We start from the raw sequence: 24,632 nt of genomic DNA on the forward strand, positions 1-24,632 counted from the left end.
GTTGGCGATTTCCGGCCCCCGTTCCGAACGCTTGAGGTTATCGACGTCCTCAGCCCGTCGGCAGGGGATTCGCAGGAATCCCCAAGGTTGGGGCCGGCACGCACCGCGGGTGAGGCTCAGGCGCCCATCGCGTTGGGGTCACGCCAGCGGCGCTCGAACGGCAGGCGCCACGTGAACGGGGCGACGAGCTGGTGGATCTGGTTGGGGCCCCACGTGCCGGCGTCGTAGGGGCGCACGATCGGCGGGTTGTCGAGGAGCGGCTGACTGATCTCCCAGAGGCGCTCGATGCCCTCGGCCGACGTGAAGAGGGTGCGGTCGCCGCGGGCTGCGTCGTAGATGAGGCGCTCGTAGGCCTCGAGCACCGCGCCCGCCCAGTTCGTCTCCTGCATCGAGAACTGCATCGAGAGCTTGTCGAGCTTCATCCCCGGTCCGGGGCGTTTTCCATAGAAGGACAGCGACATTCGCGCCTTGTCGGCGAGGTCGAAGGTCAGGTGGTCGGGCCCGTTGTCGCCGACGCCCGACCCGGCGGGGAACATCGAGCGCGGCGGCTCCTTGAAGGCGATCGAGATGATGCGGGCGCCCTCGGCCAGCCTCTTGCCGGTGCGCAGGTAGAAGGGGACACCGGCCCAGCGCCAGTTGTCGACGAAGCACTTGAGGGCCACGAAGGTCTCGGTCTGGCTCTCCGGCTTGACGCCCGGCACGTCGCGGTAGCCGACGTACTGCCCGCGCACGACGTCGTGCGGCTCGATGGGCGACATCGACCGGAAGACCTTGTTCTTCTCCTCGCTGATGGCTGCCGGCTCGAGCGCGGTCGGCGGCTCCATCGCGGTGAAGGCGAGCACCTGGAAGAGGTGGGTGACGACCATGTCGCGGTAGGCGCCGGTGCTCTCGTAGAAGTCGGCCCGCTGCGCGAGGCCGAGCGTCTCGGGCACGTCGATCTGGATGTGGTCGATGTGGTTGCGGTGCCAGATCGGCTCGAAGAGGCCGTTGGCGAATCGGAACGCGAGGATGTTCTGCGCCGCCTCCTTGCCGAGGAAGTGGTCGATGCGGAAGATCTGCTCCTCGTCGAAGACCTCGTGCAGCTCCGCGTTGAGCGCCCGGGCGCTCGCGAGGTCGGTGCCGAACGGCTTCTCCATGATGATCCGGCTGCGCTCGACGAGCCCCGCCTCGGCGAGCTGGTGCACGACCGCCAGCGCAGCCTTGGGCGGCACCGACAGGTAGTGCAGGCGTCGCGCCCCCTCGCCGAGGATGGCCTCGGACTCGTCGACAGCAGCTCGAATCCCTTGCGGGCCAGCGCTGCCCGGCACCCAGTACAGGCGTTCGGCGAACTCGCGCAGGTCGTCGTCGGTGACGTCGTGGCTCGAGTGCTCGCGGATCGCGGCGAACGCGAGGTCCAGGAACTCGTCCCGGCTCAGCTCGTCGAGCGACGTCGCGACGATCCGCAGGCCCTCGAGCAGCTGGGACTCGTGCAGGTGCAGCATGCCCGGGAGCAGCTTGCGCCTGGCGAGGTCTCCGGTGGCGCCGAAGAGGACGACCGTGGTGGCTGGCATGGGTCCAGCGTGGCGCAGATCGGCCGCCAGCGGGAGGTGTGCCCTCGGCGAAACCCTCGGCACGGCGGGGCTGCTGTCCTATGCTCGGGCCATGCTCATCATCGGCATGATCCTCTTCGGCATGCTCGTCGGCGCCGCCGCCCAGCTCATCCTGGGCCGCGAGGGCAAGAGCATCGACTGGACGATGGCGATCGTCGCGGGCCTCGTCGGCTCGTTCGTCGGTGGCCTGCTCGCGAGCCTCATCGCGGGCGACGGCATCCAGCTGCGACCCAGCGGCATCATCGGCTCCATCGTCGGAGCCGTGGTCGTCACCGCGGCGTGGCGCTGGAGCCGCACCCGCAGCGTCACCCGCTGACGCGGGCCACCTCGAGGCGGATGGCCTCGAGCGCCTCGCTGAGCTGGTTCGCGTCCACGGCGAGGTTGAAGGGCAGTGCGATCCCGTCCGTCCCGACCGAGCCGAGGGCGTAGAGCCGAGACCGGCGGCCTTCGGTGCCCCTGTGGGCGTCCCTCCAGGTGTCGGCGGTGTCCTGGTCGACGAGGACGGTCGCAAGCAGGTGGCTGTTGGGACCCGGGCCCGAGTGACGGTGGGTCCCGAAGCCGGTGATGAGGGGCCACGGGACGCACTTGCCCTGCACGTGCACGCCCTCGGCGTCGGCGACGACCGGCGGCTCGGAGGGACGGCCCTGCCCGACGCCCAGGGCGAGGAGGAAGAGGCCGACGAGGGCCATGACGAGCCCGATGACGATGTCGCTCCGCTCGGCCGTCCCGGTGCCGGGGGAGACGACGCCGATGCCGATGCCGAAGAGCGCGACCCCGCAGGCGAGCAGTCCGAGCCCGAGCAGGGCGTACACGCCGACCATCAAGCGGCTGAACCTGATCCCCACACGCCCCTCGCGCCGGAAGGTCGCCACGAGACGACGGGCCTGTGCTCCCCTGAGTTCACTCACCGGCGCGATTGTGCCTCACGGGACCTCGTCCCTCGTCAGAGGGTGTCGATGCGCACCCGTCCGCGGGAGACGACCCACCGGTGGGTGAGGCGTATGCCGTCCAGCAGGCTCTCGTCGTGGCTGACGACGAGCACCGTGCCCCCGAAAGCGGCGACGGCCGCCTCGAGCTGCTCGATGGCGTCGACGTCGAGGTGGTTGGTCGGCTCGTCGAGCACGAGGACGTTGACCTCCCGGCCCTGGAACAGCGCCATGAGCGCCCGGGTGCGCTCGCCCATCGACAGGCTCCGCGCCGGTCGTGACACGTGCTCGGACCCGAGCCCGAACTTCGCGAGGAGGGTCCGCACCTCGGCGATCGGCCACTCGCTCCCCGACCTCGGGTGGGTCCCGAGCTCTCGTCGCACCACGTCGAGCACCGACGCGTCGTCGTCGAGCAGGTGCCGGCGCTGGTCGATGACGCCGATGGCCACGCGCGTCCCGAGGCTCTGGCGACCGGACGCGAGCGGCAGGTCACCGAGCAGGGCGCCCAGGAGCGTCGTCTTGCCCGAGCCGTTGTCGCCGACGAGGGCGATGCGGTCACCGCGGCCGACGACGAGGCTGACCGGGCCGAGCCGGAAGCCGTGCCGCTCGACGACCGCGTTGGACAGGGTCGCCACGACGTCGGCCGAGGGTCGTCCCTCGGTGATGGCGTAGCGCAGCTGCCACTCCTTGCGGGGCTGCTCCACCGCGTCGAGGCGCTCGGCGGCGCGTTCGAGCCGGCTGCCCTTCGCCGCCTGGCGGTCGGCCCGGGCCTTGTGCTTCTCGCGGATGTGCTTGTCGGGTTCCTTGCCGAGCGCGACGTTGCGCCGTCCCCGGTCGGCCCAGTCGTGCCGCTGCCGGGACTGCGCGAGCAGCGAGTCCCGCTCGGCTGCATACCCCTCGTACGCCTCCCACGCGTGGGCGCGGGCCAGCTCGCGCTGCGCGACGAAGCTGCTCCAGCCACCGGCGTAGTGGCCGATGCGCTGCTGCTTGACGTCGAGCTCGACCACGCCCGTGGCGACCGCGTCGAGGAAGGTGCGGTCGTGGCTCGCGATGAGGATCGGGCCCTCGTGCGCGGCGACGAAGTCGGCCATGAGGGTGAGCCCCCGCGCGTCGAGGTCGTTCGTCGGCTCGTCGAGCAGCAGCACGTCGTACTGGCTGAGCAGCACGGCGACGAGGCAGGCGCGCGCGGCCTGCCCGCCGGACAGCGTGCCGAGGGGACGGTCGGACGCGACGTCGAGCCCCACGCGGGCGGCCACCTCGGGCAGCCGCTCGTCGAGGTCGGCGGCCCCGAGCGCCAGCCACCGCTCGAGCGCCGCGGCATAGCGGTCCTCGCTGCCGTCGTCACCCGCGGCGATCGCGGCGGACGCGGTCTCGAGCTCGAGGTCGGCGGCCGAGACGCCGGTGCGGCGACGCGCATACGTCAGGAGGGTCTCCGACGGGTCGGGCACGACCTGCGGGAGCCAGCCGACCGTCGCGTCGCGCGGGGCGAGGCGGATCGTCCCGGCCTCGACGGGCAGCTCGCCGACGATGGTGCGCATCAGCGTCGACTTGCCCGAACCGTTGGGGCCGACGACGGCGAGCACGTCGCCGTCGGCGAGGGTCAGGTCGAGACCGGAGAAGAGGGTGCGCGCCCCGAAGGCGACGTCGAGTCCGGAGATGGTGAGGGTGGAAGACATGTGGGGTCCTTGATGGTCGGCAGGGCCCCGCGGGTGACGTCAGCCGGTCGTCGACTGGTCAGCGGCGGGCGGGCTCGAGGCATCAGGAGATCCACACGCGAGAGAAGGTATGCGGTGACCGCCGGCCACGTCCAGCGTTTTTCGCACTTGGCGGCCGCGGCGCCGGTCAGGTGAGGGCGGCATCGTGGACGACGATGGCGATCTGCACGCGGTTGTCGGCGCCGAGCTTGTCGAGGACCCGGGACACGTGCGCCTTGACGGTCGGCACCGACAGGTACAGCTCCCGGGAGATGTCCGCGTTGGACAGCCCGCGCCCGATGGCGAGGGCGACCTCGCGCTCGCGGTCGGTCAGCGTGGCGAGGCGCGTCTCGGCATCGGACCGGCGACGGTCGCTCGCGTCGACGGCGCCGCCGCCGGTCGCGACGTGCGCCATGAGCGTCGCGGTGACGCTGGGGGAGAGGATCGGCTCACCGGCTGCGACGAGTCGCACGGCCTCGACGAGGCGACGAGGCTCGGTGTCCTTGAGCAGGAAGCCGTGGGCGCCGGCCCGGAGCGCCTGCACGACCATGTCGTCGGCGTCGAAGGTCGTCAGCACGATGACCTTGAGGTCGTCGCCGCGAGCAGCGCGGAGAGCCCGAGCGCCTTCGGAGAGCAGCGATCTCGTCGTCTCCAGCCCGTCGCGGCGGGGCATCCGGATGTCCATGAGCACGACGTCGGGGCGGTGCTCGTCGACGACCCGCTCGGCGTCGAGACCGTCACCGGCCTCGGCGACGACGTCGAGGTCGGCGGCGCCCCCGAGGATCATCCTCAGTCCCGCGCGGACCAGCGCGTCGTCGTCGACGACCACCACACGCGTGCGTCCCTGCTCCCCGGTCATCGCGACCACGGTAGCCGAGCGGTGAGCACGAAGTCGCCGGTCCGGTCGGGACCGTACGTCAGCTCGCCGCCGGCGAGGACGGCGCGTTCGGTGAGCCCGAGCAGTCCCAGCCCGGCTCCGACCGTGACGCCCTGGCGTATGCCGTCCGCTGCGTCGGTGCGCGCGCGGGGAACGCTGTTGCGCACCGTGATCCGGACCGCCTCGTCGTCGAGACCGCCGTCGACGGACGTCGAGACCCCGACGCGCACCGCCGCGCCGGGGGCGTGCTTGCGGGCGTTGGTCAGTCCCTCCTGGACGATGCGGAAGGCGCTGCGCGACACCTGCGCGGGCACGGCGTCGAGGTCGCCGGAGCGGTCGAGCAGCACGGTCGCTCCGCCGGACCGGGACTCGGCGACGAGGGTGTCCAGGTCGCCCAGTGTCGGTTGGGGCGGCTCGGGTGAGCCATCCGGGGGAGCGGTCACACCGGGCACGTCGCGGAGCACCCCGAGCACCGCTCGGAGCTCGGTCAGGGCCTGGTTGGCGCTCTCGCGGACGATCTCGGCCGTCTCGGCGACCTGCTCGGGAGCGAGGTCGATGCGATAGGCGAGCGCCCCGGAGTGCATGGCCACCAAGGAGATCCGGTGCGCGAGGACGTCGTGCATCTCGCGCGCGATGCGGGCCCGCTCGGCGACCTGGGCCTGGACGACGCGCATCGACTGCTCGCGCTCGGCCGTCAGGGCCCGCTCGTGGAGGGACGCGACGAAGGCCCGGCGCTCGCCGACCGCCCACCCGATGGCGACGCTCACGGCAAAGCTGAGCAGCCCGATGATGACGTTGGGCAGCGTGATCGCCTCGGGCTCGGTCGGGTAGACGAGGGCGTGCGACACGCCGGCGAGCATCCACGGCACCAGGACGACCGCGATCTCACGCCAGCGCTGCCGGGTCGCGAGCGAGACGAGGGCGAGGACCGAGGCCCCGACGCTGACCGACGAGACGCCGGACAGCACCGTCGTCGCGAGCGCCACGGCGAGCGGCCACCGGCGACGCCACAGCAGCAGGACGGTCGAGCCGAGGCCGAGGGCGAGGTCGACGAGGAGCCAGTCCTTGCCGAACGTCGGCGCGACGCCGCGGTGGTCGAGCTGCGCCTGCACGACGCCCCAGATCGCCAGCCCGAAGAGGAAGGCGAGCCCGAGCCGCCACGTCTCGCCCCACACGTGACCCCGTCGGGTGCGGGCGATCCGGGGCAGTGGCACCCGGCCAGCCTAGGCGCGGACCCGGCGCGACGGCATACGACCAAGGTCTGCTCCTGCACCCCCCCGGCAGGCGCGACCCTGAGCACGGACCCTGACTCGGGTCAGGGTCGTATGCGACCTTGGTAGGGGTCGGAATCAGGCTTGTGACGGATGTGCGACCACCCGCTCGCCCGGGAGGGTGGAGCCCATGATCACAGTGGAACGACTCACCAAGCGCTACGGCCCGTTCACGGCCGTCGACGACGTCTCCTTCGACGTCAAGCCGGGCCTCGTCACCGGCTTCCTCGGCCCGAACGGTGCCGGCAAGACCACCGCGATGCGCGTCATGGCCGGCCTCACCCCCGCCACGTCGGGCCGGGCCACGGTGCTCGGCAAGCCGTATGCCGCCCTGCCGAACCCGGGCCGCCACGTCGGCCTCCTGCTCGACGCCTCGGCCCAGCACGCCGGCCGCACCGGTCGCGAGGTGCTGACCCTCGGCGCGATCCTGATGGGCGTCGGCAAGCACCGCGTCGACGAGATGGTCGAGCTCGTCGGCCTCACCGAGAAGGAGGCGAACCGCCGGGTCCGCAACTACTCCCTCGGCATGCGCCAGCGCCTCGGCATCGCCCACGCCCTGCTCGGTGACCCGGAGGTCCTCATCCTCGACGAGCCGGCCAACGGCCTCGACCCCGCGGGCATCCGGTGGATGCGCGACCTGCTCCGCGGCTACGCCAACGAGGGCGGCACCGTGCTGCTCAGCTCGCACCTGCTCAACGAGATCGAGCGCGTCGCCGACGAGATCATCGTCATCGGCCACGGCAGGATCGTCGCCCAGGGCACCAAGGACGAGCTCCTCGCCGGCGCCGGCACCTACACCCGCTCCACCGACGACGACGCCCTGATGGCGGCGCTCGCCGCGCAGTCGATCGTCGCGCAGCGCACCCCGACCGGCGGCCTGCAGGTCGAGGCCGAGCCGATCGTCGTCGGCCGCCTCGCCGTCGCCCACCAGATCGTCCTGACCGAGCTGCGCGGCGCCGACAGCCGGGGTCTCGAGGAGATGTTCCTCGACCTCACGGCCGACGCCGCCCGAGAGGAGGTGGCGGCATGACCGCCACGACGACGACCGCGCCCACCGGGGTTGCAGTCTCCAAGAACGCCGAGTCGGCCCTGCCGACCCATGCCAAGGTCCCGAGCCGCATCGACGGTCCGCGCCCCACCACAGGCGTGCCCTTCAGCCGGCTCGTCCACGTCGAGCTGCGCAAGATGCTCGACACCCGTGCCGGTCGGTGGCTCATCATCGGCATCGGCGCGATCATCGCGATCGCCCTGACGATCATGTTCTTCAACGAGGGCGGCCAGCACGCCTTCGGTGAGTACCTCCAGGCCACGACGATGCCGATGGCGCTCATCCTGCCGGTCGTCGGCATCCTCGCCGTCACGTCCGAGTGGAGCCAGCGCACCGGGCTCGTCACCTTCGGGCTCGAGCCGCGCCGCATCCGAGTCGCCTGGGCCAAGCTGCTGTCGGCGCTCGTCGTCGGTGTCTGCGCCTTCGCGCTCGCGCTCGTCCTCGCGGGGATCGCGCACCAGGCCGCGATCACCTTCCGGGGCATCGAGGGCGACTGGTCGACGGACGCGCTCGTGCTCCTCGGGGCCGGCGGCTACGTGCTGCTCGGGATCGCCCAGGGCGTCGGCTTCGGCATGCTCTTCAAGAACACGCCCGCCGCGGTCGTCGTCTTCTTCGTCCTGCCGACCGCGTGGTCGATCCTCGGCTCGATGGTGTCGTGGCTGCACGACGCCGCCGCGTGGCTCGACATGAACCAGACGATGAACCCGCTCTTCCAGGGATCGCTGACCGGCGAGCAGTGGGCCCACCTCGGCACCTCGGTCGCCGTCTGGGTCGTCGCGCCCCTCGCCGTCGGCATCTGGCGCCTGACCCGTGCCGAGGTGAAGTAGGACCTCACCACGAACGAGAGGTATGCCGTGTGCCTGACGGGGGCACACGGCATACCTCTTCGTGGTGCTGGGGCGACGGCCCGCGTCAGTGCGCGGCGTTCGTGTCCGTCTCGACGACGGGCTCCGTGACGACCTTGGCGTCGTCGGCATCGCCGCCCGGGTTGGCCCCGCCGAGGCCGGCCCGCACGAGCTCCTCGATCTGCTTGCCCGTCTCGGCGTCGACCTGCTTCCAGTAGTCGAAGGCACGCTCGAGCACGGGCGACTTCACGCCTCCGAGCAGGTGGCCGGCGACGGTCTCGGTGAACATCTCGCGCTGCGCGTCGTCCCAGACGTCGCGCACGAGCGCACCCGCCTGGCCGAAGTCGTCGTCGTCCTCGCGCAGCGTGTAGGCCTGGCGCACCATGGCGCCGTCGGTCTCCCAGCTCTCCTCGACCTCGCCGACGTTGTCGGCGTAGCCGCGGCCCTCGCTGTTGGGGGCGTAGACCGGGGCGTCACCGCGGTGGTCGTAGGCCATCGGCCCGTCCTGCGTGTAGGTGTTGACGTCCGCGACGCGGGGCCGGTTGACCGGCAGCTGCAGGTAGTTCGGGCCGATGCGGTAGCGGTGCGTGTCGCCGTAGGCGAAGACGCGGCCGAGCAGCATCTTGTCGGGGGAGAAGCCGATGCCCGGCACGATCGCCGACGGCTCGAACGCGGCCTGCTCGATCTGGGCGAAGAAGTTGTCGGGGTTGCGGTTCAGGGTCATCGTGCCGACCGTGATGAGCGGGTAGTCGCTGTGCGGCCACACCTTCGTCAGGTCGAATGGGTTGAGGTGGTAGGTCTTCGCGTCCTCGTAGGGCATCGCCTGGATCGACAGCGTCCAGCTCGGGAAGTCGCCCGCCTCGATGGCGTCGTGGAGGTCGCGACGGTGGTGGTCGGCGTCCTGGCCGGCGATCCGCTCGGCCTCGGCGCCCGTGAGTCCCTCGACGCCCTGGTTGCTGTGGAAGTGGTACTTGACCCAGTGCTTCTCGCCGGCCTCGTTGACCCATAGGAAGGTGTGGCTGCCGTAGCCGTTCATGTGCCGGAACGTCTTCGGGATGCCGCGGTCGCCCATGAGGTAGGTGACCTGGTGCGCCGACTCGGGGTTGAGGCTCCAGAAGTCCCACTGCATGTGGTTGTCGCGCAGGCCCGAGCCGCCGCGGCGCTTCTGGCTGCGGATGAAGTGCGGGAACTTCATCGTGTCGCGGATGAAGAAGACCGGGGTGTTGTTGCCGACGAGGTCGTAGTTGCCCTCGGTCGTGTAGAACTTCAGCGCGAAGCCGCGGGGGTCGCGCCACGTGTCGGGGCTGCCCTGCTCGCCGGCGACGGTCGAGAAGCGCGCGAGCATCTCCGTCCTGACGCCCGGCTGGAAGAGCGCCGCCTTCGTGTAGGCCGACACGTCCTCGGTCGTCTCGAACGTGCCGAACGCTCCGGAGCCCTTCGCGTGCACGTTGCGCTCGGGGATGCGCTCGCGGTTGAAGTGCGCCATCTGGTTGATGAAGTGGTGGTCGTGCAGCAGGATCGGGCCGTCCGGGCCGACGGTGAGCGAGTTGCGGTCGCTCGGTGCGGGGGCACCCGTCTCGGTGTGGGAGCCGAGCTCGGCCTCCTTGCTCGGTGCCGTCTCGATCGACTCGCGTGACTGCGTGCTCTCGCTCATGTCTGCTCCTTCGACGTCTGTCTATGGCCCATACCCACTTGGCCGGTGGCGACCTAGAGTCGGGGAATGAGGCAGCGCCGCGTCGTGCAGGGCGTCATCGCGGCGAGTGCCGGGATGGTCGCGACCGCCCTCCTCGCGGGGTGCACGAGCGGCGGCCCGACCGTGGTGTCGCCGACGGGCCGCGTGTCCGGTGGCTCCGTCGCGACCCCCGAGGTCTCCCTGACGCCCATCGACCCCGGTCCGCCGCCCGTCGTGACGGTGCCGGGGCGCGTTGCGGGAGAGGTGGCCCGGGTCGTCGTGACGAGACAGGGCGCCGGCAAGGCCTTCCGCAACGTGCCCGGGGTGCCGGTCGCCGAGGGTCGCACCTACACCGTCGAGGTGGCGTGCGCGGCCGGTCGCCCGTCGACGGGCACCAGCTATGCGGTCTACGACGCGGCGCCCGGCACGTGGGGCCACGGCGAGCCGCTCTACTCCCGGCCCTTCCCGTGCGACGGGTCGGTCCAGCGGACCGCCCACCTCGGCCTGCCCGCCGGCAAGGTGCAGATCGACGTCCGCGGCCTGCCCGGGGACGCCGTGACGGCGTACGCCCTCATCCGCCCCGAGTAGCCGAGCCCGGGGAAGTCGGTCGTGGGGGGCGGCGGGGCGCCGATAGGCTGACCCGCGTGATCGACATCAAGCTCGTGCGCGACGAACCCGACCGGGTCCGCGCCTCGCAACAGGCCCGTGGAGAGGACCCGGGGATCGTGGACGCGATCCTCGCTGCCGACGAGCGTCGTCGATCGTCCCTCGGTGAGTTCGAGAGGCTGCGTGCCGAGCAGAAGACCGTCAGCAAGTCGGTCGGTGCCGCGATGGGTGCCTTCCAGAAGGCGAAGAAGGCGGGCGCTGCCGACGCCGACCACCTCGAGAAGGTGGCGCACGAGGCGCGCACGCACGCCGGCAAGCTGAGCGAGCAGGTCAAGTCGCTCGAGAGCGACGCCGACGACGCCGGGGCCGAGCTCGAGCGCCTGCTGCGCCAGGTCGGCAACGTCATCATCGACGGCGTTCCCGTCGGCGGTGAGGACGACTATGTCGTGCTCGAGACCGTCGGCACCCCAAGGGATTTCGCGGCCGAGGGCTTCGAGCCGCTCGACCACCTCGCGCTCGGCGAGAAGCTCGGCGCCATCGACATGGAGCGCGGCGCCAAGGTCGGCGGCGCCCGGTTCTACTACCTCACCGGTGTCGGCGCGCTGCTCGAGCTCGCCCTGCTCAACATGGCCATCGCCCAGGCGACCGCGGCCGGCTTCACCCCGATGATCACGCCGACGCTCGCGCGACCCGAGATCATGGTCGGCGCCGGCTTCATGGACGCGCACGCCGAGGAGGTCTACCGCCTCGAGGCCGACGACCTCTACCTCACCGGCACCTCGGAGGTCGCCCTCGCCGGCTACCACTCCGACGAGATCATCGACCTGAGCAACGGCCCGAAGCGGTATGCCGGGTGGTCGGCCTGCTACCGCCGCGAGGCCGGGTCGCACGGCAAGGACACCCGCGGCATCATCCGCGTGCACCAGTTCCACAAGGTCGAGATGTTCAGCTACTGCCGTCCCGAGGACGCCGAGGCCGAGCACCAGCGCCTGCTGGGGTGGGAGCGCGAGATGCTCGCCAAGATCGAGGTGCCCTACCGCATCATCGACACCGCGGCCGGTGACCTCGGCGGCCCGGCGGCCCGCAAGTTCGACTGCGAGGCGTGGGTGCCGACCCAGGGCAAGTACCGCGAGCTGACCTCCACCTCGAACTGCACGACGTACCAGGCGCGCCGACTCAACACGCGCGAGCGCGACCCGAACGGCTCGGGCACCCGCGCCGTCGCGACGCTCAACGGCACGCTGGGCACGACGCGCTGGCTCGTGGCGATCCTCGAGAACCACCAGCAGCCCGACGGCTCGGTCCGCGTGCCTGAGGCCCTGCGTCCCTTCCTCGGCAAGGACGTGCTCACCCCGCTCACCTGACCACCCGTTCGAGGTGTGCGCCGCGCAACTGCGCGGCCGCGTACCTCAAGCCGTGGGGGAGCAGGTGATGCCGAGCTGTCTCGTGACCTCGTCGAGGACGCGCAGGTTGGCCTGGACCGACGTCGCCGGGTGCAGCGGAGACTCGAGCCGGCCCTCGCCGATGCAGCGGGCGACCTCGAGCGCGGAGTGGAAGAGCGCGCCGTGGCCGATCGGCTCGGGGTCGGTCCACGTCACGCAGCGTGACCCGTCGGCGGACGTGACGACGACGTCGCCGGGCATGAAGAACGGACCGGGCAGCGTGAGCGTCGCCTCCGTGCCGGCGATGGTCCCGGACGTGGGCGTACGCGTGAGCAGCGTCGAGTGCAGCACGCTCGTCGCGTCGCCGGCGTGGGTCAACAGCATCGCCGCCTGGCCGTTGACGCCGGTGGCCGTCATCTCCCCGGACGCCTGCACGCGGGTCGCCGGCCCGAGCGCCCACGTCGCGAGCGTCGTCACGTAGGTGCCGAGGTCGAGCAGCGACCCGCCCGCCACGGCCGGGTCGAGGATGCGATGCGGCGGGTCGAAGTGCTCGCCGTGGTCGGCGAGGACGGTGCGCACGTCACCGAGAAGGCCGGCGCCCAGCACCTGGCGCACGACGTCGAGACGCGGCAGGAAGAGGGTCCACATCGCCTCCATGCAGAAGACGCCGGCGGCCAGAGCCGCGGCCGAGATCTCCTGCGCCTCAACGGCATTGACACCGATGGGCTTCTCGACGAGCACGTGCTTGCCGGCATCGACGGCGAGCAGTGCTCCGGACCGGTGCAGGTGGTGCGGCGTGGCGATGTAGACGACGTCGACGTCCGGGTCGCCGACGAGTGCGTCCGCCGATCCGTGCGCCCGCTCGATCCCGGCCGCCGCCGCGAACGCCTCGGCCGAGGCCTGCGTCCGCGACCCGACGGCCGCGACCTGCTGGGACGTCGACGCCTGAAGCGACGCGACGAAGCGTGAGGCGATCCACCCGGTGCCGAGCACGCCCCAGCGCAGGCTCGGCACGGACGAGGGGGACGGACGGCGCGGGCCCGGGAGGGTGTCGGGCAGCGAGAGGGACGACACGGCATACCTCCTCGGCGTGTGTCGGGAAGTGGGTACTCGAGGGGGTGCGGTCAGCGCTCGTCGAGCATGACCTCGATGGAGTAGTCCTGCGCGCGGTAGCAGTGGTCGCCGTACTCGACCGGACCGCCGACGGCGTCGAACGCGGTGCGCGACATCGTCAGGACAGGCTGGGACGGCGTGAGGTCGAGGTGCCTGCGCTCCGCAGCCGACGGCTGGCGGGCGCCGATGCGCTGGTGAGCGACCACCGGCTTGCCTCCGCGGGCGCGCAGCAGCGCGTAGAGGCCGTCGCGCTCGAGGTCCTCGCGGCTGATGTCGGAGTAGGCGGGCGGCAGCCAGTTGCGCAGGATCGCGAGCGGGCGGTCGCCGTCGCGGCGCAGCCGGACGAGCTTGAGCAGTGGGGTGTCCACCGGAAGGCCGAGCGCCGTCGCGGCGACCTCGTCGGTCGTCACCTCGTGCGTCAACACCTCGGTGCGAGGGTCCCCCGCCCCCTCGCGCCGCAGGTCGTCGTAGAGGCTCGTCAGCTCGGCCCGCCGGTGGATCTGGCGCCCCGCGACCGTGGTGCCGAGACCACGCCTCCTCAGCAGCAGGCCCTGCCCGACGAGCTCCTGGATCGCCCGACGGACCGTCGGCCGCGAGAGCCCGAGCCGGCCGGCCATGGCGACCTCGTTCTCGAAGGCGTCGCCCGGCTGGAGCTGCCCGCTCGCAATCGCCGCGCTGAGCTGCTCTGCGAGCTGGTGGTAGAGCGGAACCGGCGTCTCGCGGTCGATGCGGACGTCAACGGGCTTGGGCATGGCCGCAGACTAGCGACACCGCCACCGCATGCAATGACATGTTCATGTCAGCACACCGTGGCGTCACCGAGGGCTCTTGACGACGAGGATCGGCACGTCGGCGTCGAGGATGAGGTTCTGCGCGACGCTGCCGAGGAACGCCTTGCCCATGGGGGAGCGGCGCCTGGCCCCGATGACGAGCACGTCCGGACCCAGCTCGCGCACGGTCGCCAGGATCGCCTCGGAGACGTCCGCGATGTCCCGGCCGCCGGGCACCAGCCGGACGTCCCACCGGACGTCCGGCAGCGCCACGGCGGCCAGGGCCGCCTCGACGGCATCGGAGATCCCGGCCCTGTTGGCCTCCGCGATGTCGTTGTCGAGCGACTCGACGACGTGGATGACCACGAGGTCGGTCCCGCGGTAGGCCGCCTGGCGGGCTCCCTCCTGCAGCGCGAGGGCGCTCGAGCTGCGGCCGTGGTGGGCGACAGCGACGCTCATGACGTCACCCCGCTCACTTCTGCAGCTCGTGCGAGAGCTCGGTGAGCTCGTCCCCGCCGGCCATCTGGCGGGTCAGCTCGTCGAGGGCGACCTCGGACCGCCTCTTGTCGAGCACGGCCTGCCCGAGCTTGAGGATGACGAAGTGGTTGCCGACGAGGTAGGCGTGGTGCGGGTTGTGCGTGATGAAGACGACGCCGAGGCCGGCGTCCCGAGCGGCAGCGGTGTACTTCAGCACGACGCCGGACTGCTTGACGCCGAGGGCTGCGGTCGGCTCGTCGAGGATGAGCACGCGGGCGCCGAAGTAGACGGCGCGGGCGATCGCGACGCACTGGCGCTGGCCCCCGGACAGCGTGCCGATGGGCTGGTTGATGTCCTTGACGACGATCCCCATCTTGCGCAGCTCCTCGTCGGCGATGCGTTTCATGTCGTTGATCCGCAGCGGCGCGAAGGGTCCCCGTCCCGAGACCATCTCGGATCCGAGGAAGAAGTTGCGCCAGACCTCCATGAGGTCGACGACGGCGAGGTCCTGGTAGACGGTCGCGATCCCGTGTCCGAGCGAGTCGCGCGGTGACGAGAACGAGACCTCCTTGCCGTCGACCTTCATCGTGCCCTCGTTGTGCGGGTGGAGCCCGGAGATGATCTTGATGAGGGTGGACTTGCCGGCGCCGTTGTCGCCGAGGACGCAGGTGACCTCGCCCGCGTTGACGGTCAGGTTGATTCCCTTGAGCGCGCGGACCGCGCCGTACGTCTTGCCGATGTTGGTCATCTCGATGAGCGGCTCGCCCTTGTACAGCTCCGGGTCGGCGTGGTCGTGAAGGGTGTCGGTCATGTCAACCCACCTTCCGGGTGGTCGAGAGTCGTTTGACGTAGAGGTTGACCAGGACGGCGAGCAGGAGCATGACGCCGAGGAAGGCCTTGAACCAGTTCGGGTCCCACCCGGCGTAGACGATGCACAGGCTGGTCATGCCGAAGATGAAGGCGCCGATGGCCACGCCGATGGCGTTGCCGTACCCGCCGGTCAGGAGCGTGCCACCCACGACGGCGGCGATGATGTAGAGGAACTCGTTGCCCACGCCGTTGCCGGCCTGGAGCGTGTTGTAGTTGTACAGGTAGTGCATGCCGGCGAACCAGGCGAGGAAGGCGACGGTCATGAAGAGGCCGACCTTGACCCGGGTGACGGGCACACCGACCGCGCGGGCCGAGGCGGCGTTGCCTCCGACGGCGTAGATCCAGTTGCCGATCTTGGTGCGCTGCAGCACGTAGGCCGCGAGCCCGACGAAGAGGAACCACCAGATGACCGTGATCGACAGGGTGACCGAGCCGATCGCCCACTCGTGGGCGAAGATCCAGTTGAGCGAGTCGTAGCCGGCCATCTGGTTGATGTTCGGGCTGGAGACCGATCCGGTGACGAGCTTGGTCACGCCGAGGTTCGCGCCCTGCAGCACGAAGAACGTGCCCAACGTGATGAGGAAGCTCGGGATCCCGGTCCTCATGACGAGGTAGCCGTTGAGGAAGCCGATCGCCAGGCAGACCACCAGCGACAGGACCGCGCCGACCCACAGGTTGATGCCGAGCTGGTAGCAGAACATCGCGTTGAAGAGCCCGGCCGTGGTGACCAGGACGCCGGCGGAGAGATCGAACTCGCCGCCGATCATCAGCATGCCGACCGCGACGGCCACGATGCCGATCGTCGAGGACTGGTAGAGGACGGTGAAGAAGGACGCCGGGCTGCGGAAGGCCGGTGCGACGACGAGGAAGAAGATGAAGATGGCGACGGCTGCGACGAGGGCGCCGATCTCGGGTCGGGCCAGCAGCCTGTTCGACCAGCCCAGCGTGACCCGGTTGGACGCCTCGGCAGGAGCCGAGGGCGACGGGTCGGTCTTGACGGGGGTGCTACTCATGACAGCTCCAGTGCTGTTCGGCGGGGGGCCGGGTCCGCCCGAACGCTCTGAACGGACCCGGCTCCCTCGAGGCGGTTAGCGGGTGTTCTGCTTGATGAAGGGAAGGACCTGGGCGATGTTCGTCTTGTCGACGAAGGAGGGGCCGGTCAGCACGGCCTGGCCGCCGCCGAGGACGTTGCCGTTCTTCTTGTAGAGGTAGAGCTGCGTGATGGCCATGTAGCCCTGCAGATAGGGCTGCTGGTCGATGAACCACTGGATCTTGCCGTCCTGGACCGCCTGAGCCGCGTCCGGGTTGGTGTCGAACGTGCCGATCTTGACCTCTGGCCGCCCGGCGCCCTGCGCGGCCTTGATGGTGTCGAGGGCCTGCGGCGCGCCGAGGGTGATGACCCAGTTGATCGACTTGTCCTCGGTGAGCTTGGCCTGGATGGCCGTCGTGACGGCGGCGTCGTCGGCGCCGTTGACCTGCAGGTTTTCGGTGTTCGGGAAGGACGCCTTGACCCCGGCGCAGCGGTCCTCGAGGGCCACCGACCCGGTCTGCTGGATGGTGCAGAGGATCTTGGTGGCACCAGAGGCGGCCGCGCGCTTGCCGGCCTCCTGACCACCCAGCTTCTCGTTGGAGGCGAAGTGCGTCAGTGCGCCGGCCTGCTGGAAGAAGTCGATCCCCGAGTTGAAGGTGTCGACCGGGATGCCGGCTGCCTGGGCCTTCTTGATCGTGGGGATGAGCGCGTCCGGGGTCACCAGGGTCGTGGCGATGCCGTCGACCTTGGAGTCGATCGCGTTCTGGATCAGCACCGCCTGCTTGCTGGCGTCAGGGTCCGAGGAGTACTTCAGGGTGGCGCCGGTGTCCTTGGCAGCCTGCTGCGCGCCCGCCTTGATGCGGTCCCAGAACGTGTCGCCCGGCGTCTCGTGGGTGATCATGGCGAAGGTGTAGCCGCTGTTGCCGCCGCCACCGCCGCCCCCACCCGTCGACGTCGTGCTGGGCGCGCCGCCGCCGCTGCAGGCACCGAGGGCGAGCGCTGCGGCCGTGGCCATCCCGGCTGCGGCCGTCAGTCTCTTGCGAGTCCGAGTCGGAGTCATCGTTGATTCCTTTCGTTGCGTCGCGGTTCCCGGTCGCCGGACTGGCGCGACGTTCTGTGACGGTGGTTCCGTCGATCAGGGTGGTGCCCGTATGCCGTGTGCCGCCTGGCACGTCAGGTGTGCGGGCTGGAGGGGTGTCGGGTCGAGGTCGACCCGGCCGGTGCACCGGTGGTGCGCATGGGCTCAAGGGTCTGGCTGCGTCGCGTCCGGTGAGGACGGTGTGGGGCGACGTCGTCGCCCGGAGGGTGTGCGGGGATCTCGGCGGGCTCCGGCGATCTGGTGGTCACCGGGCTCGCGCTGGCTCCTCCGTCGCGGTGGACATCGGGGTCGATGTCGTCCGGTCCCGGCGTCGATGCCAGCGATTGGAGGATGCCCCCGATTCTGTCCTCATGTCAAGAGATTGATCAAACATCAGAATGTCCTAACATTTGCTTGACACGATGGCCTCAACAGCACGACCATCGTTGTCGAAGGACGACGACGTCGAGACGCTCGCCGACCGGACCACGCGGCGACCACCCACCGGACCGCCGCCCACCGCGATCACCCAAGGGAGTGTGCACATGCGCATCGGACTGGCCGGAGTCGGCCGCATCGGGGCGTCCCACGCCGAGACCCTCCGCGACCTCTCCGACGTCGACGAGGTGGTCGTGGCCGACCTGGACGCCGACGCCGCTCGCGCCGTCGCCGACAAGCTCGAGGTCGGTTTTACGGGTTCGCCGGCGGAGCTGATCGCCTCGGGCGTCGACGGCTTCGTCATCGCGACCGCCACGCCGGGCCACGCGCCCCTCATCCGCCTCGGCCTCGAGGCCGGGGTGCCGACCTTCTGCGAGAAGCCGGTCGCCGCCACGCTCGAGGAGACGCTCGACCTGGCCGAGCTCGTGGCGCGGACCTCCACACCCGTCCACGTCGGCTTCCAGCGGCGCTTCGACCGCGGCTACCAGCGCGCCCAGCAGGCCGTGGCCGCCGGCGAGCTCGGCTTCCTGCACAGCATCCGCGCCCAGACGCACGACCAGGCCCCGCCCCACGCCGCCTACATCCCGACGAGCGGCGGCCTCTTCCGCGACTGCTCGATCCACGACTTCGACATCATCCGGTTCGTCACCGGCCGCGAGGTCGCCTCGGTCTACGCCACCGGCTCCAACAAGGGTGCGGCCTTCTTCGCCGAGGCCGGGGACGTCGACACCGCCGCGGCCGTCCTCACGCTCGACGACGGCACGCTCGTCAACCTCTCGGCCACCCGCTACAACGGCGCCGGCCACGACGTGCGCATGGAGGTGCTGGGCAGCGAGGGCACGATCGGCGTCGGCTACGACGACTCGCTCGCCGTCACCTCCGCCGAGCCCGGCGCGACCTACCCATCCGGCCCACGCCACTGGTCGTTCATGGAGCGCTTCCTGCCGGCCTACCGCGCCGAGCTGACGGCCTTCGCCGCCGTCGCCCGCGGCACGCTCGCCTCGCCGTGCACGGTCCACGACGCGCTCCAGGCCTTCCGCGTCGCCGACGCCTGCGAGCTGTCCCGCCGGGAGAACCGCCCGGTCGCCCTCACCGAGATCCCCGGTCTGTGAAGGGCACGACGACGATGAGCACCCCCACCACGACGCCCGGCGACACGGCATACGACACCTCCTACGACGTCGTCGCCATCGGGCGCACCGGCGTCGACATCTACCCGCTGCAGCACGGCGTCGGCCTCGAGAAGGTGCGTACCTTCGAGAAGTTCCTCGGCGGCAGCGCGACCAACGTCGCCGTCGCCGCGGCCCGTCACGGGCACCGGGTCGCCCTCATCACGCGGACCGGGCAGGACGCGTTCGGCCGCTACATCCACGAGGCGCTGCGCGACTTCGGCGTCGACGACGCGTTCGTCTCGCCCGTGGCAGGGCCGCCGACGCCCGTCACCTTCTGCGAGGTCTTCCCGCCGGACGACTTCCCGCTCTACTTCTACCGCTACCCGATCGCCCCCGACCTCCTCATCGAGGCCGACGAGCTGCCGCTCGACGCGATCCGCGGCGCCGGCGTCTACTGGTCGACCGTCACGGGCCTCTCGCAGGAGCCGAGCCGCGCGGCGCACTTCCGCGCCTGGGAGACCCGGGGCCGGCGCACCCACACAGTGCTCGACCTCGACTACCGCCCGATGTTCTGGGCCGACCGGGCCGAGGCGAGCGAGCAGGTCGGACGCGCGCTGGAGCAGGTGACCGTCGCCGTCGGCAACCGCGAGGAGTGTGAGGTCGCCGTCGGCGAGACCGACCCACAGCGGGCGGCCGACGCGCTGCTCGAGCGCGGCGTCGAGCTCGCCGTCGTCAAGCAAGGCCCCAAGGGGGTGCTCGCCGCGACCCGCGACGAGCGCGTCGAGGTGCCGCCCTTCCCCGTCGACGTCGTCAACGGTCTCGGGGCCGGCGACGCCTTCGGCGGCGCGCTCTGCCACGGCCTGCTCGCGGGCTGGGACCTGCGGCGCGTCCTCGAGTTCGCCAACGTCGCGGGTGCGATCGTCGCCAGCAAGCTCGAGTGCTCCACCGCGATGCCGACCTCCGCCGAGGTCGAGGAGCGCCTGTCCGCCCCCGACCGGCACGCCGCCCCGTTCGCCGCCGTCGCCGAGGAGGCACGATGACCGCCACGCCCGTCAGCACCCCGACGAGCCCGACCAGCCCGCCCCTCGGCTCGCCCGCGAGCCCGAAGGTCGCGGACCTGACCGAGATCCGCGTCCGAGAGCCCGGGCGCATCGCCGCCGGCTGGGCTGCGCGCCGGCGCCGCCCGCTCGTGCGTGAGGACGGCCGGATGCTCCTCGTCGCCGCCGACCACCCGGCCCGTGGCGCGCTGGGCGTCCGCGGCGCGGGCGCGGCCATGGCGAGCCGCAGCGACCTGCTCGACCGCCTCGTCACCGCGCTCCAGCGACCCGGCGTCGACGGCGTGCTCGGCACCCCCGACATCCTCGACGACCTGCTCCTGCTCGGCGCGCTCGACGACAAGGTGGCCATCGGCTCGATGAACCGTGGCGGCCTCCAGGGCGCGACCTTCGAGCTCGACGACCGCTTCACCGCCTACACCGCCGCCGAGATCGCGGCACGCGGCATCGACGGCGGCAAGATGCTGACCCGCATCTGCCTCGACGACCCCGGCACGGTGGCGACCCTGGAGGCGAGCGCCAACGCCGTCACCGCGCTCGCCGAGCACCAGGTCATGGCCATGGTCGAGCCGTTCCTCTCGACCCGCGAGGGCGGTCGGGTCGTCAACCAGCTCGACCCTGACTCGACGATCAAGTCGGTCCACATCGCCGCCGGCCTCGGCGCCTCGAGCGCCTACACGTGGCTCAAGCTGCCCGTCGTCGACGAGCTCGACCGCGTCATGGATGCGACGACGCTGCCGACGCTGCTCCTCGGTGGTGACCCGCAGGGTGACCCGCAGGACACGTATGCGTCGTGGGCCCACGCGCTCGACCTGCCCGCCGTGCGCGGTCTCGTCGTCGGACGCGCCCTGCTCTTCCCGCCCGACGGCGACGTCGCCGCGGCCGTCGACATCGCCGCGGGCCTCGTCCACGGGTCCGCCAACGGGAGCGGGGTCGGCGCATGAGCGACAACGAGCGCTGGGTGCGCCCGCTCGGGAGCGCCGGCACGGCCGAGTGGTCCGTCGCGATCGACGACACCGTCGACGGGTGGTCGCACACGCGGCTGTATGCCGTGGACCTCGCCCCCGGCCAGAGCCGCAGCGTCCCGGCCGGCGAGTGGGAGCACGTCGTCGTGCCGCTCTCGGGCTCGGTCACCGTCACGGCGGTCGACGGGGACGGCGAGAAGCACGAGGCACGACTGGCGGGCCGCGAGTCCGTCTTCGCCGGTCCGACCGACGTCGCCTACGCCTCCCGGGACGCCGAGCTCACCGTGACCGCCGAGGGCGGACCGGCCAGGGTCGCGGTGTGCGGCGCCCGCGCGGCGGAGCGGCACACGCCGCCGTTCCGCCACGTGGACGCCGCCGACGTGCCCGTCGAGCTGCGCGGCGCGGGCGTCGCGTCGCGGGAGGTCCGCAACTTCGGCATCCCCGGCGTGCTCGACGCCGACTCGATCATCGCCTGCGAGGTCATCACACCCGGTGGCAACTGGAGCTCCTACCCGCCGCACAAGCACGACGAGGACCGTCCGGGTGTCGAGACCGAGCTCGAGGAGATCTACTACTTCGAGGTGGCTCCCGCTGCGGGCTCGCCGGATGCCGCGGGCACGAGCCCGGTGGGCTACCAGCGCGTCTACGGCACCGACGAGCGCCCGATCGACGTGCTCGCCGAGGTGCACTCGGGCGACGTCGTCCTCGTGCCGCACGGCTGGCACGGTCCCGCGATGGCCGCCCCCGGCTACGACCTCTACTACCTCAACGTCATGGCCGGTCCCGGAGCGGAACGTGCCTGGCTCATCTGCGACGACCCCGCCCACGGCTGGGTCCGCGACACCTGGTCCGACCAGCCGGTCGACCCCCGACTCCCGCTTGGAGGCACCCGATGACGCGTGACGACCAGCAGACCGTGCGTCTGACCGTGGCTCAGGCCGTGGTCCGCTTCCTCGCCAACCAGTGGAGCGAGCGCGACGGCGAGCGGCAGAAGCTCTTCGCCGGCTGCTTCGGCATCTTCGGCCACGGCAACGTCGCCGGTCTCGGGCAGGCGCTGCTGCAGAACGAGCTCGCCGACGGCGACCAGCACCTCCCGTACGTCCTGGCCCGCAACGAGCAGGCGATGGTCCACACCTCCGTGGCCTACGCGCGTCAGAAGGACCGCCTCCAGACGTGGGCGTGCACCGCGTCCGTGGGTCCCGGCTCGACGAACATGCTCACGGGTGCGGCGCTCGCCACGATCAACCGGATCCCCGTGCTGCTGCTGCCGTCCGGCACCTTCGCGACGCGCGTGTCCGCCCCGGTGCTCCAGGAGCTCGAGCTGCCGTATGCCGCCGACGTGACCGTCAACGACGCCTTCCGCCCGCTGTCGAAGTTCTTCGACCGGGTCAGCCGTCCGGAGCAGCTGCCGTCGGCGCTGCTCGGCGCGATGCGGGTGCTCACCGACCCCGTCGAGACGGGCGCCGTGACCATCTCGCTGCCGCAGGACGTGCAGGCCGAGGCCCACGACTGGCCGGTCGAGCTCTTCGCGCCGCGGACGTGGCGAGTGGCGCGTCCGCTGCCCGAGGCCGTCGACGTCGCCGACGCCGCAGCCGTCATCCGCTCGGCGAAGCGGCCTCTCGTGGTCGCCGGTGGTGGGGTGCACTACTCGGGAGCCGAGGAGGCGCTGCGGGCGTTCTGCGACGCCACCGGCATCCCCGTCGGCGAGTCGCAGGCCGGCAAGGGCTCGCTGCCCCACGGACACCCGCAGGAGATGGGCGCCGTCGGCTCGACCGGCACCACGGCCGCCAACGCGCTCGCCGCCGAGGCCGACGTCGTCATCGGCATCGGCACGCGGTGGAGCGACTTCACCACGGCGTCGCGGACGGCTTTCCAGGACGACGCGGTCCGCTTCGTCAACGTCAACGTCGCACGCTTCGACGCGGGCAAGCACGCGGGCCTGTCGGTCGTCGCGGACGCCCGCGAGGCGCTGACCTCCCTGACCACTGCCCTGGAGGGGTATGCCGTCGACGACGCCTACCGGTCGCGCCAGGCCGCGCTGTGGGCCGAGTGGGACGCGTCGGTCGAGGCCGCCTTCAACCCCGCCCCAGAGGTCACGGACAAGCTGGCCGCCGGGCTGCTCACCCAGGGCCAGGTGCTCGGCGCCGTCAACGAGCTGAGCGACCCGCGTGACGTCGTGCTCTGCGCGGCGGGGTCGATGCCCGGTGACATCCACAAGCTGTGGCGGGTGCGGGACCGCAAGGGCTACCACGTCGAGTACGGCTACTCGTGCATGGGCTACGAGGTGCCGGCCTCGATCGGCATCCGGCTCGCCGACGAGTCGCGTGACGTCTTCGCGATGGTCGGCGACGGCGGCTACCTCATGATGCCGACGGAGCTCGTCACCGCCGTCCAGGAGCGCGTCAAGGTCATCGTCGTGCTCGTGCAGAACCACGGCTTCCACTCGATCGGCTCGCTGTCGGAGTCGCTCGGGTCGCAGCGCTTCGGCACGAGCTACCGCTTCCGCGGCGAGTCGTCGGGGCGTCTCGACGGCGACGTCCTGCCCGTCGACCTCGCGGCCAACGCCAGGTCGCTCGGCGCCCACGTCATCGAGGTGCACTCGCAGGGCGAGCTGCACCAGGCGATCAAGGAGGCCAAGGCGTGGCCGGCCGACGGCGGACCCGTCGTCATCCACGTCGAGACCGACCCTCTCGTCCACGCGCCGGACAGTGCGTCGTGGTGGGACGTGCCGGTCTCGGAGGTGAGCGACCTCGACACGACGCGGACGGCATACGCCGAGTACGTCGACCACAAGGCCACCCAGCGTCCGCTCCTCACCCCTGGCCGCCCGACGAACGCGAACACCCCGAACACCCCGGAGTCCTCGTCATGAAGCTCGCTCTCGACCCCTACATGTTCCGCGGGACGCCGCTGCTCGAGCTGCCCTCTCTCGTGGCCGAGCTCGGCTACGAGTGGATCGAGCTGTCGCCCCGCGACGACTTCATCCCGTTCTTCAACCACCCGCGCGTGGACGACACCACGGTCGCCTCGTTCCGCAAGGCGCTCGCCGTGGCGGGCGTCGGCGTCTCGTCGGTGCTCCCGCTCTTCAAGTGGTCCGGTCCCGACGAGGAGGACAGGCAGGCGGCGGTGCGCTACTGGACGCGTGCCATCCAGATCGCCAGCGACCTCGGCGTCGACACGATGAACTCCGAGTTCAACGGCAACCCCCGAGAGGCGGCCGTGTGCGAGCGGATGTTCTGGCGGTCGATGGACGAGCTGCTGCCCGTCTTCGAGAAGGAGGGGATCCGGCTCGTGCTCGAGCCGCACCCCGACGACTGGGAAGAGGACGGCAAGCGCGCGGTCGACATCATCCGCGGCATCAACAGCCCGAACGTCAGCTTCCTCTACTGCGCGCCGCACACCTTCCACCAGGGCAACGACTGCGACGGGATCCTCGACAAGGCAGGCGATCTCGTGACCATGGTCCACGTCGCCGACGCCTACGACCACACCGCGTCGTCGGGGCTGCGCTACATCGTCAACCCGCCCGGCTCGCAGGTCACGGTGCACCAGCACCTCGACATCGGGCAGGGCGAGGTCGACTTCGGTCAGTTCTTCGCCGGCCTCGAGCGCATCGGCTTCGACGGCATCGTCACCTCGTGCGTCTTCGCCTGGGAGGACCGTGCCCGCGAGTCGAGCACCTACATGCGCGACACGATCCGCTCCTACCTCGACAAGTGGGCCACCCCGCCCACGCTCGTCTCCGCCTGACCCCACGTCCGCCGCCACCCGGCAGACGCCCCTCCTGCAGCTGTAGATCTGAACCCGAAGGACA

General features: G+C 71.2%; 23 protein-coding genes. 11 read left to right on the plus strand and 12 right to left on the minus strand.

Features of this window, described 5'->3' with window-relative positions; genetic code table 11:
* Positions 1–116: 116 nt before the first annotated feature.
* Positions 117–1,550, minus strand: a complete 1,434-nt coding sequence (gene zwf / locus ABD831_RS10915; protein WP_344945807.1) for a glucose-6-phosphate dehydrogenase — start codon at positions 1,548–1,550, stop codon at positions 117–119.
* Between the two features lie 91 nt (positions 1,551–1,641).
* Between zwf and ABD831_RS10920 the strand changes: the two genes are divergently transcribed.
* Positions 1,642–1,905, plus strand: a complete 264-nt coding sequence (locus ABD831_RS10920; RefSeq protein WP_142179436.1) for a GlsB/YeaQ/YmgE family stress response membrane protein — start codon at positions 1,642–1,644, stop codon at positions 1,903–1,905.
* Here ABD831_RS10920 and ABD831_RS10925 read toward each other — a convergent pair.
* The 4 genes from ABD831_RS10925 to ABD831_RS10940 all read right to left on the minus strand — a co-directional run bounded on the left by ABD831_RS10925 (position 1,895) and on the right by ABD831_RS10940 (position 6,300).
* Positions 1,895–2,497 (minus strand): hypothetical protein, encoded by a 603-nt coding sequence (locus tag ABD831_RS10925; RefSeq protein WP_344945811.1) that lies wholly within the window; start codon positions 2,495–2,497, stop codon positions 1,895–1,897. The genes ABD831_RS10920 and ABD831_RS10925 overlap by 11 nt on opposite strands.
* A 35-nt stretch (positions 2,498–2,532) precedes the next feature.
* The gene (locus ABD831_RS10930) at positions 2,533–4,191 is read right to left on the minus strand and encodes an ABC-F family ATP-binding cassette domain-containing protein (protein WP_344945814.1); all 1,659 of its coding nucleotides are present in this window, start codon (positions 4,189–4,191) and stop codon (positions 2,533–2,535) included.
* Positions 4,192–4,357: 166 nt separating this feature from the next.
* Positions 4,358–5,068 (minus strand): response regulator, encoded by a 711-nt coding sequence (locus tag ABD831_RS10935; RefSeq protein WP_344945817.1) that lies wholly within the window; start codon positions 5,066–5,068, stop codon positions 4,358–4,360.
* A complete protein-coding gene (locus ABD831_RS10940) occupies positions 5,065–6,300 on the minus strand; it encodes a sensor histidine kinase (RefSeq protein ID WP_344945820.1) in 1,236 nt (411 codons plus the stop codon). The genes ABD831_RS10935 and ABD831_RS10940 overlap by 4 nt, the downstream gene beginning before the upstream one ends.
* A 187-nt stretch (positions 6,301–6,487) precedes the next feature.
* On the opposite strand from ABD831_RS10940, the gene ABD831_RS10945 reads away from it, so the two are divergent.
* Together ABD831_RS10945 and ABD831_RS10950 are read left to right on the plus strand one after the other, a co-directional pair.
* Positions 6,488–7,387 carry an ABC transporter ATP-binding protein gene (locus tag ABD831_RS10945; RefSeq protein WP_344945823.1) on the plus strand — a complete coding sequence of 300 codons (900 nt, stop codon included), beginning with the start codon at positions 6,488–6,490 and terminating at the stop codon, positions 7,385–7,387.
* Positions 7,384–8,232 carry an ABC transporter permease gene (locus ABD831_RS10950; RefSeq protein WP_344945826.1) on the plus strand — a complete coding sequence of 283 codons (849 nt, stop codon included), beginning with the start codon at positions 7,384–7,386 and terminating at the stop codon, positions 8,230–8,232. The genes ABD831_RS10945 and ABD831_RS10950 overlap by 4 nt, the downstream gene beginning before the upstream one ends.
* A gap of 85 nt (positions 8,233–8,317) precedes the next feature.
* Here the strand turns inward: ABD831_RS10950 and ABD831_RS10955 are convergent, their stop codons facing one another.
* Positions 8,318–9,904: a catalase gene (locus ABD831_RS10955; protein ID WP_344945829.1), complete on the minus strand. Its 1,587-nt coding sequence runs from the start codon at positions 9,902–9,904 to the stop codon at positions 8,318–8,320.
* A gap of 66 nt (positions 9,905–9,970) precedes the next feature.
* On the opposite strand from ABD831_RS10955, the gene ABD831_RS10960 reads away from it, so the two are divergent.
* Entirely contained in the window at positions 9,971–10,510 is a 540-nt protein-coding gene (locus ABD831_RS10960; protein WP_344945832.1) for a hypothetical protein, read from the plus strand.
* Between the two features lie 56 nt (positions 10,511–10,566).
* On the plus strand, positions 10,567–11,892 hold the full coding sequence (serS, locus tag ABD831_RS10965; RefSeq protein WP_344945835.1) for a serine--tRNA ligase: 1,326 nt from the start codon (positions 10,567–10,569) through the stop codon (positions 11,890–11,892).
* A 45-nt stretch (positions 11,893–11,937) separates the two neighbouring features.
* On the opposite strand, the gene ABD831_RS10970 is transcribed toward serS, so the two are convergent.
* The 6 genes from ABD831_RS10970 to ABD831_RS10995 form a co-directional block, all read right to left on the minus strand.
* A complete protein-coding gene (locus tag ABD831_RS10970; protein ID WP_344945838.1) occupies positions 11,938–12,984 on the minus strand; it encodes a Gfo/Idh/MocA family protein in 1,047 nt (348 codons plus the stop codon).
* 50 nt (positions 12,985–13,034) lie between these two features.
* Positions 13,035–13,775: a GntR family transcriptional regulator gene (locus tag ABD831_RS10975; RefSeq protein WP_344945841.1), complete on the minus strand. Its 741-nt coding sequence runs from the start codon at positions 13,773–13,775 to the stop codon at positions 13,035–13,037.
* 63 nt (positions 13,776–13,838) lie between these two features.
* Positions 13,839–14,252 carry a universal stress protein gene (locus tag ABD831_RS10980; RefSeq protein WP_344945844.1) on the minus strand — a complete coding sequence of 138 codons (414 nt, stop codon included), beginning with the start codon at positions 14,250–14,252 and terminating at the stop codon, positions 13,839–13,841.
* A gap of 13 nt (positions 14,253–14,265) precedes the next feature.
* A complete protein-coding gene (locus tag ABD831_RS10985; protein WP_344945847.1) occupies positions 14,266–15,081 on the minus strand; it encodes an ATP-binding cassette domain-containing protein in 816 nt (271 codons plus the stop codon).
* 1 nt (position 15,082) lies between these two features.
* The gene (locus ABD831_RS10990; RefSeq protein ID WP_142179426.1) at positions 15,083–16,153 is read right to left on the minus strand and encodes an ABC transporter permease subunit; all 1,071 of its coding nucleotides are present in this window, start codon (positions 16,151–16,153) and stop codon (positions 15,083–15,085) included.
* A 75-nt stretch (positions 16,154–16,228) separates the two neighbouring features.
* Positions 16,229–17,230, minus strand: coding sequence for a substrate-binding domain-containing protein (locus tag ABD831_RS10995; RefSeq protein WP_344945851.1), 1,002 nt, complete (start codon positions 17,228–17,230; stop codon positions 16,229–16,231).
* Positions 17,231–17,793: 563 nt separating this feature from the next.
* Between ABD831_RS10995 and ABD831_RS11000 the strand changes: the two genes are divergently transcribed.
* From ABD831_RS11000 to ABD831_RS11025, 6 genes are read left to right on the plus strand one after another with little or no spacing between them, the layout of a single operon-like run.
* Positions 17,794–18,798 carry a Gfo/Idh/MocA family protein gene (locus tag ABD831_RS11000; protein ID WP_344945854.1) on the plus strand — a complete coding sequence of 335 codons (1,005 nt, stop codon included), beginning with the start codon at positions 17,794–17,796 and terminating at the stop codon, positions 18,796–18,798.
* A gap of 14 nt (positions 18,799–18,812) precedes the next feature.
* Complete coding sequence (gene iolC, locus ABD831_RS11005; RefSeq protein ID WP_344945857.1) at positions 18,813–19,838, plus strand: 5-dehydro-2-deoxygluconokinase; 1,026 nt, start codon at positions 18,813–18,815, stop codon at positions 19,836–19,838.
* On the plus strand, positions 19,835–20,797 hold the full coding sequence (locus tag ABD831_RS11010) for a Cgl0159 family (beta/alpha)8-fold protein (RefSeq protein ID WP_344945860.1): 963 nt from the start codon (positions 19,835–19,837) through the stop codon (positions 20,795–20,797). The genes iolC and ABD831_RS11010 overlap by 4 nt, the downstream gene beginning before the upstream one ends.
* On the plus strand, positions 20,794–21,714 hold the full coding sequence (gene iolB, locus ABD831_RS11015; protein WP_344945863.1) for a 5-deoxy-glucuronate isomerase: 921 nt from the start codon (positions 20,794–20,796) through the stop codon (positions 21,712–21,714). Before ABD831_RS11010 ends, iolB begins: the two co-directional genes overlap by 4 nt.
* Complete coding sequence (iolD, locus tag ABD831_RS11020; protein ID WP_344945866.1) at positions 21,711–23,690, plus strand: 3D-(3,5/4)-trihydroxycyclohexane-1,2-dione acylhydrolase (decyclizing); 1,980 nt, start codon at positions 21,711–21,713, stop codon at positions 23,688–23,690. The genes iolB and iolD overlap by 4 nt, the downstream gene beginning before the upstream one ends.
* Positions 23,687–24,568: a sugar phosphate isomerase/epimerase family protein gene (locus ABD831_RS11025; protein ID WP_344945869.1), complete on the plus strand. Its 882-nt coding sequence runs from the start codon at positions 23,687–23,689 to the stop codon at positions 24,566–24,568. Before iolD ends, ABD831_RS11025 begins: the two co-directional genes overlap by 4 nt.
* The last annotated feature ends 64 nt before the right edge of the window (positions 24,569–24,632 follow it).

This window comes from Terrabacter ginsenosidimutans, assembly GCF_039539425.1.
In the GTDB taxonomy this organism is placed as follows: Bacteria; Actinomycetota; Actinomycetes; order Actinomycetales; family Dermatophilaceae; genus Terrabacter; species Terrabacter ginsenosidimutans.